The 15,412-nt window shown below is 61.8% G+C and carries 13 protein-coding genes; 8 read left to right on the forward strand and 5 right to left on the reverse strand.

Annotated elements, in window-relative coordinates; translation table 11 throughout:
- Positions 1 to 142: 142 nt before the first annotated feature.
- Genes V5E99_RS15835 through V5E99_RS15855 form a run of 5 tightly spaced genes read right to left on the reverse strand, consistent with a single transcriptional unit; the run spans position 143 to position 5,958 of the window.
- Positions 143 to 970 (reverse strand): class I SAM-dependent methyltransferase, encoded by an 828-nt coding sequence (locus tag V5E99_RS15835; protein WP_499803280.1) that lies wholly within the window; start codon positions 968 to 970, stop codon positions 143 to 145.
- The gene (locus V5E99_RS15840; RefSeq protein ID WP_499803281.1) at positions 964 to 2,118 is read right to left on the reverse strand and encodes an acyltransferase family protein; all 1,155 of its coding nucleotides are present in this window, start codon (positions 2,116 to 2,118) and stop codon (positions 964 to 966) included. Before V5E99_RS15840 ends, V5E99_RS15835 begins: the two co-directional genes overlap by 7 nt.
- Complete coding sequence (locus V5E99_RS15845; protein WP_499803282.1) at positions 2,115 to 2,984, reverse strand: class I SAM-dependent methyltransferase; 870 nt, start codon at positions 2,982 to 2,984, stop codon at positions 2,115 to 2,117. The genes V5E99_RS15840 and V5E99_RS15845 overlap by 4 nt, the downstream gene beginning before the upstream one ends.
- 8 nt (positions 2,985 to 2,992) lie before the next feature.
- Entirely contained in the window at positions 2,993 to 4,297 is a 1,305-nt protein-coding gene (locus tag V5E99_RS15850) for a glycosyltransferase (RefSeq protein ID WP_499803283.1), read from the reverse strand.
- A complete protein-coding gene (locus V5E99_RS15855) occupies positions 4,291 to 5,958 on the reverse strand; it encodes a glycosyltransferase (RefSeq protein ID WP_499803284.1) in 1,668 nt (555 codons plus the stop codon). Before V5E99_RS15855 ends, V5E99_RS15850 begins: the two co-directional genes overlap by 7 nt.
- 430 nt (positions 5,959 to 6,388) lie before the next feature.
- Between V5E99_RS15855 and V5E99_RS15860 the strand changes: the two genes are divergently transcribed.
- Genes V5E99_RS15860 through V5E99_RS15895 form a run of 8 tightly spaced genes read left to right on the forward strand, consistent with a single transcriptional unit; the run spans position 6,389 to position 15,392 of the window.
- Positions 6,389 to 7,303, forward strand: a complete 915-nt coding sequence (locus tag V5E99_RS15860) for a GDP-mannose 4,6-dehydratase (RefSeq protein WP_499803285.1) — start codon at positions 6,389 to 6,391, stop codon at positions 7,301 to 7,303.
- Positions 7,300 to 8,271 carry a GDP-mannose 4,6-dehydratase gene (gmd, locus tag V5E99_RS15865; protein ID WP_499803286.1) on the forward strand — a complete coding sequence of 324 codons (972 nt, stop codon included), beginning with the start codon at positions 7,300 to 7,302 and terminating at the stop codon, positions 8,269 to 8,271. The genes V5E99_RS15860 and gmd overlap by 4 nt, the downstream gene beginning before the upstream one ends.
- A gap of 3 nt (positions 8,272 to 8,274) precedes the next feature.
- The gene (locus V5E99_RS15870) at positions 8,275 to 9,717 is read left to right on the forward strand and encodes a mannose-1-phosphate guanylyltransferase/mannose-6-phosphate isomerase (RefSeq protein ID WP_499803287.1); all 1,443 of its coding nucleotides are present in this window, start codon (positions 8,275 to 8,277) and stop codon (positions 9,715 to 9,717) included.
- Positions 9,718 to 10,515: an ABC transporter permease gene (locus V5E99_RS15875; protein WP_499803288.1), complete on the forward strand. Its 798-nt coding sequence runs from the start codon at positions 9,718 to 9,720 to the stop codon at positions 10,513 to 10,515. It abuts the gene before it with no gap.
- Entirely contained in the window at positions 10,515 to 11,780 is a 1,266-nt protein-coding gene (locus V5E99_RS15880; protein ID WP_499803289.1) for an ABC transporter ATP-binding protein, read from the forward strand. Before V5E99_RS15875 ends, V5E99_RS15880 begins: the two co-directional genes overlap by 1 nt.
- Positions 11,777 to 13,147, forward strand: coding sequence for a glycosyltransferase family 4 protein (locus V5E99_RS15885; RefSeq protein WP_499803290.1), 1,371 nt, complete (start codon positions 11,777 to 11,779; stop codon positions 13,145 to 13,147). Before V5E99_RS15880 ends, V5E99_RS15885 begins: the two co-directional genes overlap by 4 nt.
- Positions 13,131 to 14,261: a glycosyltransferase family 4 protein gene (locus tag V5E99_RS15890; RefSeq protein WP_499803291.1), complete on the forward strand. Its 1,131-nt coding sequence runs from the start codon at positions 13,131 to 13,133 to the stop codon at positions 14,259 to 14,261. The genes V5E99_RS15885 and V5E99_RS15890 overlap by 17 nt, the downstream gene beginning before the upstream one ends.
- Positions 14,262 to 15,392 (forward strand): glycosyltransferase family 4 protein, encoded by a 1,131-nt coding sequence (locus tag V5E99_RS15895; protein ID WP_499803292.1) that lies wholly within the window; start codon positions 14,262 to 14,264, stop codon positions 15,390 to 15,392.
- Positions 15,393 to 15,412: the final 20 nt, after the last annotated feature.

The raw sequence follows: 15,412 nt of genomic DNA on the forward strand, positions 1-15,412 counted from the left end.
CCTGATCCCTGAAAACGCAGGCCTACAGGGTACACAAAACCTGTGGGCGCGGGCTTGCTCGCGAAAGCGGTGTGTCATTCAACCATGAGGGTGACTGACAGGCCCTCTTCGAGCGCAAGCCCGCTCCCACAGGCAGGCGGGTTCAGGGTTTGCGGGCGATGATCACCTGGCTTTTCGCCACGACCGCGTCCAGCGCCTGTTTGATCTGCGCGCCCCGTGGCGAGGCGAGGATGGCTTCCCAGGTGTCGGCCCAATGGTTGAGCAACGGATGGTCGGCATTGCTGAAATCAACCTTGGCCTCCCAGAACAACAGCATCCACATCGACCAGTAAAACCCGTACTGGGTGTGGCTCAGGACTTCCAGGCCGGCGTCGCTGACCATCGCCTTGAACTGTTCTTCGCTGATGATGCGAATGTGGTTCGGCTTCTGGAAATACTCCGGCGCGGCGATGTCCTTTTGCAGGTCTTCGGAGCTCGGATGCGGAACGCTGAGCAGGTACAGCGCCCCCGGTTTGCCGACCCGCACCAGCTCGGCGAGGAACTGCGCCGGGTCGTCGACGTGCTCGATGACTTCGGTGGACACCACGCGGGTGGCGGTCGCATCGGCAATCGGCAGCGGGTTGCAGTCGGTGACGTGGCATTCGACGTCCCGCGCCGGCGTGTCGCCCAGGCGCTGGCGAGTCGCTTCGACCTTGGCCCCGTCGATGTCGGCAATGATGATTTTCGCCCCGCGCATGCCGCAGAAATGCACGTTGCCGCCATCGCCGCAGCCGACGTCGAGCACGGTGTCCTCAGGAGTGATCCGGAAACCGGTGAACAGCTCGTCGGTTTGCTGGTTGAACCAGCCGCTGAGCACCGCGTCGCGCAGGCCGAGCATGTACGGGTCAACCTTGTTGGCGACCGGAGCCACGGGATGCACAGGCGCAGGAGCGGGCGTGCCCGCCGTGAGTTTCTTCAAAAGCCTCAGCATGAGGTCGCTCCAGAGGATGGGACGGCGGTTCGGGATGTGCTCAAGCGTTGCACCAGCGCGGCGCCGCGATTGCGCATGGGCATTTCGACCAAGCGGTAATTCAGTTCGCTCAACAGCACGATCAGCACGCCCGCGATCAGGATCGTCAGCGCCGGGTGGCCGGCCGGGCTCGGCAAACCGGCGGCTTGCAAGCGGAAGATGATTTCCCGCACCAGCGAATAGGCCGGAATGTGGATCAGGTAAATCCCGTAGGAGCGACTGCCGATCCACACCATCAGGTTTTTCAGCCAACCGGCGGGCATCAGGTAATCGCGGTTGTAGGAGGCGATCCAGACCAGCACCGCGCTGAGCACGGCAATCACGCCGATCCGGTAACTGGTGAAGGTGAAGCGATCGGTGGCCATCACGCTCAGCGCCACCGCCAGGATCAGCAGCGCCGATACACCGGCCCACGGCTTGCGCAAGAGGGTCGGTTCCCAACGCTGGTAATCGGGGCGCGCACTCCACATCGCCAACAGCACGCCGAGGGCCAGTGCGTCGGTGCGCACCACCATCAGGATCGGCGTGCGCAAGGTGAACAACTGCACCGCGACCAACGCCAGCAAGGCCCAGACCAGGTGCTTGCGGCAGATCAGAATCAGCAGCGGGAACAGCAGATAGAACTGCTCCTCCAGCGACAGGCTCCAGTAGACAAAACTGGTGCCGTACTCGTAGCGATAGAAGCTGTCGGCAAACCGGAAATTGGCAAACTGCGCGACCCCGGCCAGGGTTGCTTGCAGGTTGGCGTGCAAGGTGCCGAAGGCCCCGGAGCGGTTGATCAGCACGCAGGCCAGCAACATCAGCGCCAGCCACAGCCACGCCGACGGCAACAATCGAAAGGCCCGACGCAGCCAGAAGTTGCGCGTCTGCTGCCAGTATTCCTGGCGCGTGCTGCAACCCTGCAACGCCGGGATCAGGCTGCGGGCAATGACAAAACCGGAGATCGCAAAAAACAGATCGACGCCCCACCACGGCTGCGCCCAGGCATGGATGTTTTCCAGCAACGGCACGGTGTCGGTGAACAGGCTGCCTTGCAGGTGATGGAACAACACGCCAAGCACCGCGATGCCCCGCAGCAACTCGATGTCCATGATCCGTTTGCTGCTCATGGGATTCTCCCGGGCGTTGCCTCGGCAGCCAGCGGTTTGCGGGCGATGATCACCTGGCTCTTGGGCATGAACTGATCGAGCATCTGCTTGATCGCCAAACCGTTGGGCTGTGCCAGCAGGTCTTGCCAGGTTTTCGCCCAACTCTCCATCAGCGGCGGGTACGGCGCCTGAATCCGGTCGCGCACCGCGCCGCCCAAGTCACGCCCGGCGGCCCGTTCGCTGGCCCAGAAAAAGATCATGCCCATGACCCAGAAAAACCCGCTGGCCTGGCGATGTTCGATCACCAGCCCGGCGTCTTCCACCATCGCGGCAAAGCGCTCGGGGGTAAAAATCTGTACGTGATTGGGTGCCTGGTAATAGCTGGCCGGCGCGATGCCTTGCTGCAAATGCTCGCCCACAGGCGCCGGCACGCTCAGCAAGTACAGCGCGCCGCGGCGGCCCATGCGCACCAGTTCGGCCATGAACGGTTCCGGCTGGTCGATGTGCTCAAGCACTTCCATGCACACGACTTTGCTCGCGCACCCATCGGCCAGGGGCAGCGGCAGGCTGTTGCTCACCAGCCCCAGATTCGGCTTGTCGGACTGCGCTTCCACTTGCCGGGCGAGGTCGCGGACCTTGTCGTGTTCGCTGTCGGTAAAGATCACCGACGCGCCCTGCCGCACCGCAAACAAGGTCGCCACGCCTTCACCGCAACCGACGTCGAGCAACGTGTCCTCAGCGGTGATCGCAAAGCCCTTGAGCAGTTCGCCGGTGGCGTTCAAGAACCAGCCGTCGAGGATGGCGTCATGCAAACCGACATCGCGCGGCGACACACTGGCGATCGCCACTGGCGCTGGCGGCGACGCTGGCCGCAATCGTGCGAGCAAGCGCCGGATCATGCGCCCGAGGCTTCCACAGGCAAGGCCTTGGCCCGGTGCAACCGTTGTTCGAAAAACCTCAGCAAGCGCTGTTCGGTGCTGGCCTGGCTGCAGAATCGCTCCAGGCTTTCGACCGCATGGGCCGACATCCGGGCATAGCGTTGCGCATCGGTTTTCGCCACGTCATAGCTGGCGCGATAAGCGCTGCACAGCGAATCCCAATCGGTCATGTAACGCAGCGTGCGGTAGGCCGCCCGGGGATCGTGGGGCCACGCGGTCAGCTCGTCGGTGGACGCGACGATGAACGCGTTGTCGCTGTCGACGTAATCGGCCATCGCCGTGTTCAGCGGCGCGAGCGCCGGTTTGCCGCAGGACATGAACTCCATCAGCGGCAGGCACTGCCCCTCGCCGTAGGAGCTGTTGACCACGTAACTGGTGGCCTCCACCAACCGTTCATAATCCGCGTCGGCCAGATAACCGTGGATCAGCACGATCCGGCACTGGTAGGACTGATTCTTGTAGAGGTGGTGCAGCATGTCGTTCAGCGCGTTGGCGATGTCATGGTGCGTCAGTTTCAACACCAGGGTCGCATCGGGGGTGTCGCGGAACGTGGTGCAGAACGCGCTGAGCATGTCCTGCCAATTCTTGCGCCCGTCGTAGGGGTTGAACACCGAGGTGTAGACCACGCCTGCAAGCTGCAACGAGCAATCCTGCGGCGGGCCGTCGAGCGCAATTGGCGTCCCCTCGCGTAATTCGGCCGGGCCATAGGCGCGCAAATCCGTGGTGCGGCTGTCGATCAACAAACCACGCAGGTTCAGTTGCACCGGTTCCACCACCGGGCGGTTGCTCAGTTGCTGGCCCCGTGCGGCAAACCGGTCCCACACCGGCGCGGGGATGGCACAGATCGGATACTCGGCGCCCATCACATCGCGCACGGCGTTGACCGTAAACGTCGAATGGGTAATCGCCATGCCGCACGCGTCCAACACCAGTCGCCAGTCGTGGCGAGGCTCGCCCTGCCAGCTCTCGGTGGGGATGGTGCTGAACTCCCAGGCAAACACCGGGACGGTCGGGCAGGCGTAATGAATCGGCGTGCGATGGGGCGGCGAAAACGACAGGAAAATGCAGTCCTCGCCCCGGCTCAAGCAGTCGAAATACAAGCGGTCGACCAGTTCGTCAGGGTCGCTGACTTCGATGACCTGGCCCAGTCGCTCCAGCACCGGGCGGAATTCCTTGAGCACGAAGTAGTAGCTGTATTCGGGCCGCCCGAGGTTCTGCTGGATGTTGCTCTTGTTGGTTTCCGAATGAATGATGATCAGCATGATGCAGTCCCCGCCTCGGCTTCCAGCGCCGTGGTTTCGCTGCCCGGGGTCATCCCGAGAAACTGCGCCAGACGCTGCTGCACTGGCGCAAAACTGCAGTAATCGCGCATACGTTCATTGGCGGCGCTGGCCATGGCCTGATAGTCCTCTGGACGATTTTTCGCCATGGCATAGCTGTCCGCATAAGCGGCTTTCAACGAGCCCCAGTCCGGGCGATGGCGCAGGGTGCGATAGAGGATGCGCGTGTCTTCCGGCCAGATCGTCGGCTCATGGCTGGACTTGACGATAAACCCGACGCGCTCATCAATGTAATCGCCCATCGCCGTGTGGTTCGGCGCAATCACCGGCCGGGCGCAGGACATGAATTCCATCAACGGCAGGCACAAGCCTTCGCAGCGGGACGCGTTGACGTAGAAACTCGCCGCGCCGTAGAGCCGGGCGAATTCCTCGTCTTGCAGGTAGCCGTGCATGACCACCACCCGGCAGGCGAACGGCGAGAGTTGCGAGAGCAACGTGATCAAGTGAACGTAGTAGGTCGACAAGTCGTTCTGGGTGATTTTCAGCACCAGCGTAGCGTCTTCGGCATCACGCAGGGCCCAGCAAAATGCGGTGATCAGGTGGTGCCAGTTCTTGCGCCCGTCATCAGGGTTGAACACGCTGACATACACCACGCCGCTGACCTCGATGCCCACCTGTTCAGTGGTGTCGGGCAGGCAGGCTTGCGGGTGCTCGGTCTGCTCCAGCGCTTCGCTGACGGTGGTTGCCAGCGGCAGTGGCAACGGTTCTGACAATGGTTCTGGCAATGGCTCGGGGGCTGGCGAACGAAACCGCGTCAGTTGCGCGCGCAGGGCCTGCGGCACCAGGTCGCGAACGGCTTCGCGATACCACATCAACAGGTTGTGCTTGAGCAGAAACAGCGGCCGGTGCTCAGTGTCGGTCGTCAGGGCCCGGTAGCCCTCACGCAGGTAATGCTTGGTGATGAACCCACGGCGGCGCAAGGTCAGCGGCGGTGGTGGTGGCGGGGATTCCGGCTCGGGTTCAGGCTCTTCGACAATCAGGTCGCGCAGTTCCAGTTCCTGCTCGTTGAGAATCGGCGCGATCAAGCCATCGGCCGACAATCCCAAGGTGCGGCTGTCAATGATGCAGCCCTTGATCTGCAGCGTGGAACCCGGATTGATCGGCGCACTCGGATACTGCTGACGCACCTGCGCGAAACGCTCCCACAACGGCGTGGGCAGCACCAGCACAGGGAAGTTTTCGCCCAAAGCGCGGCGTACAGCGTGGGCGGTGTGGCTGGACAAGGTAATCACCCGGCCATGCCGCGCCAGGGTCTGGCTCCAATCCTGCCGTGGGTCGTCGCTCCAGTCCTCGGACGGGATCGAGTCATACTCCCAGGCCACCACGCACACCATCGGGCATTGCAAATCGGTCGGGGTTTTATTCGGTGGCGAGAACGAGAGGAACAGGCATTCCTGGCCGGCCTGCTGCAATTGCCGATACAGCGGATCGACTTCGGCGGCCGACGACACCACGTGCACCCGCCCAAGGCTTTCCAACACCGGGCGATACGCCTTGAGCACGAAGTAATAACTGTATTCGGGACGACCAAGACTCTGGCTGATGGAGCTGTCGTTGACGTCCGAGTAAAGAATGAAATTCATGGCATCTCACGATGAAACCGCCCTTCCGGCAGCCCCACTCTATGACGGCAAAGCCACGGATCGAGTCGGCGTCTGCCGGCCCTCGTCCATCGTCTTCTTGCCCGTCTACGTTCTTGTTTTAATGGTCAGCTTCGCGAGGTTTCAGAACAACCCGACCGAACCTTGGGTAATCGTGACGAGGGGCATTCTAAACACATCCGTTGAGGATTCGTGAACCGCCCGGCGAGAATAAATCGGGCGACGCTAACGAGAACTGACCAGTCACGGTTTGGCCTGTTGAAATTGCCAAGCAATTGGCACAGATTGGCTACCAAACAACTACAACAAAACATTTCGCCTGTCTTTCGACCCAGCAATCCACCCGGTCTGTAAGACATCTCCGTAAAGCCTGTGGGGAATGGACGAAGTGTAATGACCGAGGGGTCGCTGTTTGAAAAAGCGTCTGTTCGTTACGGGTCTGAGTGGATTCGTAGGACAACACATCCAATCGCGTCTGAATGCAAAGGCCTCGGAATGGGAGCTGCTGCCTGCGCCGTCCCGCTATGACCTCGGCAACCCGGACAGCCTCAAAGACCTGTGGCCCGAACTGCCCGATGCGGTCATTCACCTGGCCGGCCAGACCTTCGTTCCCGAAGCCTTCCGCGACCCTGCGCGCACGCTGAACATCAACCTGCTCGGCACCCTGAACCTGCTGCAAGCCCTCAAGGCGCGCGGTTTCAAGGGCACCTTCCTGTACGTCAGCTCCGGCGACGTCTACGGCCAGGTCAGCGAAGCCCAACTGCCGATCACCGAACTCCAGCCACCCTGCCCGCGCAATCCTTACGCCGTGAGCAAACTGTCGGCGGAATTCCTCAGCCTGCAGTGGGGTCTGAGCGAAGACTGGCCGGTGCTCGTCGCCCGCCCGTTCAACCACATCGGCACCGGGCAGAAGGACAGCTTCGTCATCGCCAGCGCCGCGCGGCAGATCAACCGAATCAAACAAGGCCTGCAAGCCCCGCAACTGGAAGTCGGCGACATCGACGTCAGCCGCGATTTCCTCGATGTCGGCGATGTGATTTCGGCTTACCTGGCGCTGCTGGAAAAAGGCACGCCGGGGCAGGTCTACAACATTTGCTCGGGGCGCGAGCAGAGCATCCGCAGTTTGATCGAACAACTGGGGGACCTCGCCCAGGTCGACCTGCAATTGATTCAGGACCCGGCGCGTCTTCGGCGCGCCGATCAGCGTCGCGTTTGTGGTAGCCCTGCCAAGCTTGCCCAGACCACAGGATGGACGCCTGAAATCACAACACAACAATCCCTGCGGGCGATCCTGTCCGACTGGGAGAAGCGAGTAAGAGAAGAATGACTAAAAGTGCACTGATCACAGGGATCACCGGCCAGGACGGCGCTTATCTGGCCAAACTGTTGCTCGACAAGGGCTACAAGGTTCACGGCCTGGTGGCCCGGCGCAGCAGCGATTCACGCTGGCGCCTGCGCGAGATGGGGGTCGAGGGTGACATCGTTTACCTGGACGGCGACATGGCCGATGCCTGCTCGGTGCAGCGCGCGGTGATCAAGTCGGCGCCGGACGAGGTCTACAACCTGGCGGCACAAAGCTTTGTCGCCGCCTCCTGGGATCAACCGGTGACCACCGGCATCGTCGACGGCCTGGGCGTGACCCACCTGCTCGAGGCGATCCGCCAGTTCAGCCCGCACACCCGTTTCTATCAGGCGTCCACCAGCGAAATGTTCGGCCTGATCCAGGCCGAGCAGCAGGACGAAAACACCCCGTTCTACCCGCGCAGCCCTTACGGCGTGGCCAAGCTCTACGGCCACTGGATCACCGTGAATTACCGCGAGAGCTTCAACCTGCACGCCAGCAGCGGCATCTTGTTCAATCACGAATCGCCACTGCGTGGCATCGAATTCGTGACCCGCAAAGTCACCGACGCCGCCGCCCGCATCAAGCAAGGCAAACAGCAGGAACTGCGCCTGGGCAATATCGACTCCAAGCGCGACTGGGGCTTTGCCGGCGACTACGTCGAAGCGATGTGGATGATGCTGCAACAGGACAAGGCCGACGATTACGTGGTCGCCACCGGCGTGACCACCACCGTGCGCGAGATGTGCCGGATCGCCTTCGATCACATTGGCCTGAACTACCGCGACTACGTGAAGATCGACCCGGCGTTCTTCCGCCCGGCCGAGGTCGACGTGCTGCTCGGCAACCCGGCCAAGGCCCAGCGTGTACTGGGCTGGAAGCCAAAAACCGATCTGGATACCTTGATCCGCATGATGATGGATGCGGACATGAAACGCGTTGCCAAGGAGTAGGCCATGCTGATTCCTGTGATTCTCTCCGGCGGTGCCGGGACCCGTTTGTGGCCGGTGTCGCGCGAAGGGCATCCGAAGCCGTTCATGACCCTGCCCGACGGCCAGTCGCTGCTGGGCAAGACTTATCGGCGGGCGGCGGGCCTGCTCGATGGTTGGGGTGACATCGTCACGGTGACCAACCGCGAGTACTACTTCCAGAGCAAGGATCACTACCAGGACGCGCAACTGGCCCGGCATCGCGGGCACTTCCTGCTGGAGCCGACGGGCCGCAACACCGCCCCGGCCATCGCCGCCGCCGCGTTGTCGCTGCAAGCCCTGCACGGTGACGACGCGATCATGGTGGTCATGCCGGCCGATCACCTGATCGTCAACGTGGATGCCTTGCACAGCGCGGTCAAGCACGCCGTGACGCTGGCCAAAAACGGTTATCTGGTGACGTTTGGCGTGGTGCCGACGGCGCCGGAAACCGGCTTCGGCTACATCGAGACCGGCGCCCCGCTGGACGACAAAGGCGCCGCCAGGGTGCAGCGCTTTGTGGAAAAGCCCGACCTGCAAACCGCGACGCATTACCTGGAAAGCGGCAACTTCCTGTGGAACTCGGGGATGTTCTGTTTCTCGGTGGCCACGGTGCTGGCCGAGCTACAAACCCACGCGCCCGAATTGCTGGAACAGACCCGCGCCTGCATGGCCGTCAGCGCAGCCGTGGAAACCGGTGGTTGCCTGCAACAGGAACTGTCGCCGGCGCTGTTTGCCGAGATCACCGACATCTCCATCGACTACGCGTTGATGGAACGCTCGGACAAAGTGGTCGTGGTGCCCGCCCAATTCGACTGGAGCGACATCGGCTCCTGGAGTGCCCTGGCCGCGCTGGTGCCGGCGGACGCACAAAACAACCGCGCCAGTGGCGACGCGATTTTCGTCGACAGCCATAACAACTTCGTCCAGAGCGAGGGCCGCTTGGTCGCTGCCGTGGGTGTGGATAACTTGATCATCGTCGACACCGCCGACGCCGTGCTGGTGGCCCATGCCGACCGCGCCCAGGATGTGCGCCGGGTGGCCAAGCAGCTCAAGGACGACAAACACGAGGCCTATCGCCTGCACCGCACCGTCAGCCGCCCGTGGGGCACTTACACCGTGCTCGAAGAAGGCACGCGCTTCAAGATCAAGCGCATCGTGGTCAAACCGGGCGGCAAGTTGTCGTTGCAAATGCACCACCACCGCAACGAACACTGGGTCGTGGTCGAAGGCATGGCCAAGGTCACCAACAACGGCACCGGCACCCATCTGGTGGCCAAGAACGAATCCACGTTCATTGCCGCCGGACACAAGCATCGCCTGGAAAACCCCGGGGTCATCGATCTGGTGATCATCGAAGTGCAAAGCGGCGAATACCTGGGAGAGGACGATATCGTCCGCTTCGAAGACCAATACGGCAGGACGGTTTGAATGCTGCTTAATCTGTACCGCTCGTTGTGGAACTACCGTGGATTCGTCCTCGGCAGCGTCAAGCGGGAATTCCAGGCGCGTTATCGCAATTCGCTGTTCGGTGCCCTGTGGACCGTCCTCAACCCACTGTCGATGATCGTCGTGTACACGGTGATCTTTTCCCAGATCATGCGCGCCCGCTTGCCGGGCGTGGATGACAGCCTGGCCTACAGCGTCTACCTGTGTGCCGGGCTGCTGACCTGGGGCCTGTTCTCGGAAATCACCACCCGCAGCCAGAGCATGTTTCTGGAAAACGCCAACCTGCTGAAGAAAATCAGCTTCCCGCGCATCTGCCTGCCGGTGATCGCCCTGCTCAACGCCGGGATCAACTTCGCGATCATCCTGGCGCTGTTCTTCGGCTTTCTGCTGATCAGCGGACGCTTGCCCGGCATGGCGTTGCTGGCGCTGATACCGCTGCTGATCCTGCAAGTGATCTTCGCCGCCGGGCTGGGGATGATCCTCGGCATTCTCAACGTGTTCTTTCGCGACGTCGGGCAGTTTTTCGGCATCCTCCTGCAATTCTGGTTCTGGCTGACACCGATCGTGTACCCGATCTCGATCCTGCCGCCGGGCATCCAGCATGTGATCGGGCTCAACCCGATGACTGCGCTGATGACCAGTTACCAGAACGTGTTCCTCTACAACCAATGGCCGGACTGGCACTCACTGATCCCGTTGCTGGTGGTCGGGCTGGTGTTCTGCGCGATGGCGCTGCGGCTTTTCCGCCAGCGTGTCGGTGAAATGGTGGACGAACTCTGATGGGACATATACGCGTCAGTGGCCTGGGCAAGGCCTACAAACAGTACCCGAACCGCTGGAGCCGGCTGTTCGAATGGCTGGTGCCGTTTTCCGGCACCCATCACCACCAGCACTGGATCTTGCAAGGGGTCGATTTCGAGATCCAGCCCGGTGAAGCCGTGGGCATCGTCGGCGTCAACGGCGCGGGCAAAAGCACGCTGCTGAAGATGATCACCGGCACCACCCAACCCACCTGCGGCCAGATTCAACTCGAAGGCCGAGTGGCCGCGTTGCTCGAACTGGGCATGGGTTTCCACCCGGACTTTACCGGCCGGCAGAACGTCTTCATGGCCGGTCAGTTATTGGGCATGCAGCTTGAAGAGATCGAAGGGTTGATGCCGGAAATCGAAAATTTTGCCGAAATCGGCGAAGCCATCGACCACCCGGTGCGCACCTACTCCAGCGGCATGCAAATGCGCCTGGCGTTCAGCGTCGCCACGGCGCGGCGCCCGGACATCCTGATCGTCGACGAAGCGTTGTCGGTGGGCGATGCCTACTTCCAGCACAAAAGCTTCGACCGCATCCGCAACTTCCGCAAGGCCGGCACTACCCTGCTGATCGTCTCCCATGACCGCTCGGCGATTCAGTCGATCTGCGACACCGCCATCCTGCTCGAAGGCGGGCGCATGGCCATGCGCGGTAAACCCGAAGAAGTCATGGACTACTACAACGCCATGCTCGCCCAGCGCGAAGGCCAGACCGTGCGCCAGGAAATGCTCGCCAACGGTCAGGTGCAAACCATCTCCGGCACCGGTGAGGCGCGCATTCTCAGCGTGCGCCTGCTCGACGCCCAAGGGCGCCCCGTGGAAGTGGCGGAAGTCGGCCAGCCAATGGTGCTGGAAGTGCAGACCGAAGTCCGCGAAGACATCGAACGGTTGATCCTGGGTTTCATGATCAAGGATCGCCTGGGCCAGGCCATTTACGGCATCAACACCCATCGTCTGGACAAACCGGTCACCGACCTGAGTGCCGGCGAGCGGGTCACCTTCCGTTTTGCCTTCGACATGCGCCTGGGCAAGGGCAATTATTCGATTGCCTTGAGCCTGTCACGCCTGGACTCGCACCTGGATCGCAACTTCGAATGGCGCGACTACGGCCTGGTCTTCCACGTGATCAACAACCGTCAGGAAGATTTTGTCGGCTGCTCGTGGCTGCAAGCGCAAACCACCATCACCCGCTCCAGTGACGCCGTTGTACACGCGGCAGACCCGCAGGTGTCGCCATGAGCCGACTGTTGGTGGAATGCACCTACGTCTTCGAGCACCCCAATGCCAACTCGGGCATTCAACGGGTGGTGCGCAATGTGATTCAGCAACTGCCGAAGGCTGACGAAACGCGCGAATGCATCCCGGTGGTGATGCTCGATGGCCGCCTCTATGAGGTGAAAAGCCTGGCGCCGTTGAACACGCCGAAAGTCGATTTGATGAGCCTGCGGGTGAAGCTGGAACAGTGGGCCAATACCTTCTGGATGCGCCACCGCGCACTGGAACGACGGCGCCCGTTCAGCCAATCGCATTTCGCCCGGCGCGTGCTGTATGTCGGTTGTCGCCTCTTTGCGTTTGCCTGCCTGAGTCTTCCGATGCGCCTGTTGGACCGGGTGCTCAAAGGCAAGCAGATCCCTGAGCGCTGCGTGCCGTTACAGCATCGGGCCGGCGATCAACTGGTGTTGCTTGACTCATCCTGGCACGCGAATTTTTTCCCGTTGGCCGAGCAACTCAAGCGCGACGGGGTCGGCATCGTTTCGGTGATCTATGACCTGATCCCGCTGACCCACCCGCAATTTTGCGACGCCGGGCTGGTCAAGGTGTTCAACGACTGGTTCGACTGGATCGCCCGCACGGCCGACGGCTATGTGGCGATTTCCACCACCATCCGCGATCAGGTGCGCCAGGAAATGCTGCGCCGCATCGGTGCGCAACAGGTCCAGCAGCGCTGGTTCGACTATTTCCACCTCGGTTCCGAACTGGACCTGACCGACCCCGTCGCCGAAGTTGATCGCGGTCTGTTGCAGATGTTCAAGAAGCCGGAACCGGTGTTCCTGATGGTCAGCACCATCGAGCCGCGCAAAAACCACGCGTACCTGCTCGACGCGTTCGAACGCGCCTGGGCTGCCGGGTCCAAGGCCCGGCTGTGTATTGCCGGGAAGATCGGCTGGAAGTGCGACGCGCTGATCGAGCGTATCCGCCAGCATCCGCAGCTGAATCACCGCTTGTTCATGTTCAACACGCTCTCGGACAAAAGCCTTGAGCACGCCTACTCCCACGCCACGGCGCTGGTGTTCCCGTCCTACGTCGAAGGTTTCGGCCTGCCGTTAGTGGAGGCCATGCAGCGCGGTTTGCCGGCGATGGGCAGCGATATTCCGGTGTTCCGGGAAATCGGCGGCGACTACATGGCCTATTTCGACCTGGCGGACCCGCAGAGCCTGACCGACCTGGTGACCGACATGGAGCGTTCCGGGGTGTTTCCGGCACCGCTGGCCCTCGAACACTGGCGCTGGCTGAGCTGGCGCGAGGCGAGTGCGCAATTGGTGCAACGGATCGAACGCAACCTCAACAGCCCGCTGCCAGAGCGTCAGTATGCGAATAGCCCTTAACGCCCGGATTCTCCAGGCCCCGCGCACGGGTATCGGCCATTACGTCGCCGAACTGGTGGGTGCCCTCGCCTGTGAGCCGGACGTTGAGCTGTCGTTGTTCCACGGCTGGGGCTGGAGCGCTTCGCTGCCTGAAGCGGCGATGCCCGGTTACTCGCGACTGACGCCACTGTTGCGGCAAATCCCCGGCGCTTATCAGGCCCGCCGCTGGCTGGCGCAGAAACGCTTTGATCAAGGCCGGTTGCAGGCCATCGACCTCTATCACGAGCCGAGCCTGTGGCCGCTGTCGTTCGACGGCCCGACCGTCATCACCCTGCATGACCTGACGCACCTGCATTACCCCGAAACCCAACCACCGGCCCGTTTGCGGGAAATCGAGCGGCGACTGGCGAATGGCGTGCAGCAGGCGCGGCTGATTCTGACCGACTCCCAGGCCATCGCCGACGAGGCCCGGGACTATTTCGCCCTGCCGGCCGAGCGTTTTGTCGTCGCGCCGCTGGGGGTGGCCGCGCGGTTCCACCCCCGCGAGCCCGACGCCATCGACGCCGTGCTCAAGGCCCATGGGGTCGAGGCTCGGGAGTATTTCCTGTGCGTCGGCACTCTGGAGCCGCGCAAAAACCTGACCTTGGCCCTGCGCGCCCATGCCTTGCTGCCCGAGGCACAACGCCAGCGCTTTCCGTTGTTGATCGTCGGCATGGCCGGCTGGCAGCGCGAGCAATTCAGCGACGAGTTGCGCCAGGCCCTGGCCGCCGGTCACGTGTGCTTGCTCGGCTATTTGCCGGATGAGGACGTGGCGCAACTGCTGGCCGGCGCGCGGGCGCTGATTTTTCCGTCGCTCTACGAAGGTTTTGGTTTGCCTGTGCTGGAGGCCATGGCCAGCGGCACGCCGGTGATGCTGGTTCGGCATTCGGCGATGCCGGAAGTCGCGGGCGCGGCGGGCAACTACATCGAACCGGACGATCCCCACGGCTTGCGTGATGCCATGAGCCGCTTGATCGACGACAAGACGCATTGGCAGGCCTGCCGAGAAGCGGGGCTGCAACAAGCGAAGCTTTTTTCCTGGGAGCGCTGCGCGAAAATTACCGCCCGCGCCTATCGCCAGGCTCTGAGAGGTTGAATGCGAGTTCTTCATTTTTACAAGACGTCCCTTCCCGATACCGTCGGCGGGATCGAGCAAGTGATCTTCCAACTCTGCGAAAGCTGTGCCCAGCAAGGCATAGAGGGCCAAGTGCTGTCCCTAAGCAGCGATCCAACACCACCCATGGTGCAAATCGGACAGCATGAAGTGCATCGGGCCAAACTCGATCTTCAGTTCGCCTCCACAGGATTCTCCCTGAGCGTCTTCAAAAAATTTCGCGAATTGGCGGCCGAGGCCGACGTGATCAACTATCACTTTCCCTGGCCGTTCATGGATGTAGTTCACTTCGCCAGCGGGACGCGTAAGCCCAGCGTTGTGACGTACCACTCGGACATCATTCGCCAGAAAACATTGCTCAAACTCTACCGGCCACTGATGAACCGCTTCCTGGCCAGCGCCGACCGCATCGTCGCCGCCTCGCCCAACTACCTGCACACCAGCGATGTGTTGCAGCAGTTTCAGGACAAGACCCGCATCATCCCCTACGGTTTGAACAAGGCCGGTTATCCACAGCCTGACACCGAACGCATGGCCCATTGGCGGCAGAAGCTTGGGGATAAGTTTTTCCTGTTTGTGGGCGTGATGCGCTACTACAAGGGTTTGCACATCCTGCTCGACGCATTGAAAGACGTGAACTATCCGATGGTAATCGTCGGCGCCGGCCCGAAGGAAATAGAACTGCATACCCAGGCCAAGGCGTTGGGTTTGCGCAATATCCACTTCCTCGGGCGGTTGGGGGATGAAGACAAGGTTGCGCTGCTGCAACTGAGCTACGCCATCGTGTTTCCGTCGCACCTGCGCTCCGAGGCGTTCGGCATTTCGTTGCTGGAAGGCGCGATGTACGGCAAACCGATGATCTCCAGCGAAATCGGCACCGGCACCAGCTACATCAATATCCACAACGAAACCGGGCTGGTGGTGCCACCGAGTAATCCACAGGCGTTCCGCGAAGCGATGCGTACCTTGTGGGAAAACCCGGTGCTCGCGGCGAACATGGGCATAAAGGCCGAAGCGCGCTATCGGCAGTTGTTCACCGCCGACGACATGGGCCGCAAGTGGACGGAGCTTTATCAAGAGCTACTGGAAGAAAAATCCCTGTCCTACGCCTGAGCCGCCATACCCCGTAGGAG

The organism is Janthinobacterium sp. LPB2021202312-11-4 (assembly GCF_037049705.1).
GTDB lineage: Bacteria > Pseudomonadota > Gammaproteobacteria > Pseudomonadales > Pseudomonadaceae > Aquipseudomonas.

Excerpts from the sequence above, each read along its gene's own strand:
- V5E99_RS15855 (WP_499803284.1), bottom strand. The coding sequence starts at position 5,958 with ATGAATTTCATTCTTTACTCGGACGTCAACGACAGCTCCATCAGCCAG.
- V5E99_RS15895 (WP_499803292.1), top strand. The coding sequence starts at position 14,262 with ATGCGAGTTCTTCATTTTTACAAGACGTCCCTTCCCGATACCGTCGGC.
- V5E99_RS15870 (WP_499803287.1), top strand. The coding sequence starts at position 8,275 with ATGCTGATTCCTGTGATTCTCTCCGGCGGTGCCGGGACCCGTTTGTGG.
- V5E99_RS15850 (WP_499803283.1), bottom strand. The coding sequence starts at position 4,297 with ATGCTGATCATCATTCATTCGGAAACCAACAAGAGCAACATCCAGCAG.
- V5E99_RS15875 (WP_499803288.1), top strand. The coding sequence starts at position 9,718 with ATGCTGCTTAATCTGTACCGCTCGTTGTGGAACTACCGTGGATTCGTC.
- V5E99_RS15885 (WP_499803290.1), top strand. The coding sequence starts at position 11,777 with ATGAGCCGACTGTTGGTGGAATGCACCTACGTCTTCGAGCACCCCAAT.
- V5E99_RS15890 (WP_499803291.1), top strand. The coding sequence starts at position 13,131 with ATGCGAATAGCCCTTAACGCCCGGATTCTCCAGGCCCCGCGCACGGGT.
- V5E99_RS15835 (WP_499803280.1), bottom strand. The coding sequence starts at position 970 with ATGCTGAGGCTTTTGAAGAAACTCACGGCGGGCACGCCCGCTCCTGCG.
- V5E99_RS15880 (WP_499803289.1), top strand. The coding sequence starts at position 10,515 with ATGGGACATATACGCGTCAGTGGCCTGGGCAAGGCCTACAAACAGTAC.
- gmd (WP_499803286.1), top strand. The coding sequence starts at position 7,300 with ATGACTAAAAGTGCACTGATCACAGGGATCACCGGCCAGGACGGCGCT.
- V5E99_RS15840 (WP_499803281.1), bottom strand. The coding sequence starts at position 2,118 with ATGAGCAGCAAACGGATCATGGACATCGAGTTGCTGCGGGGCATCGCG.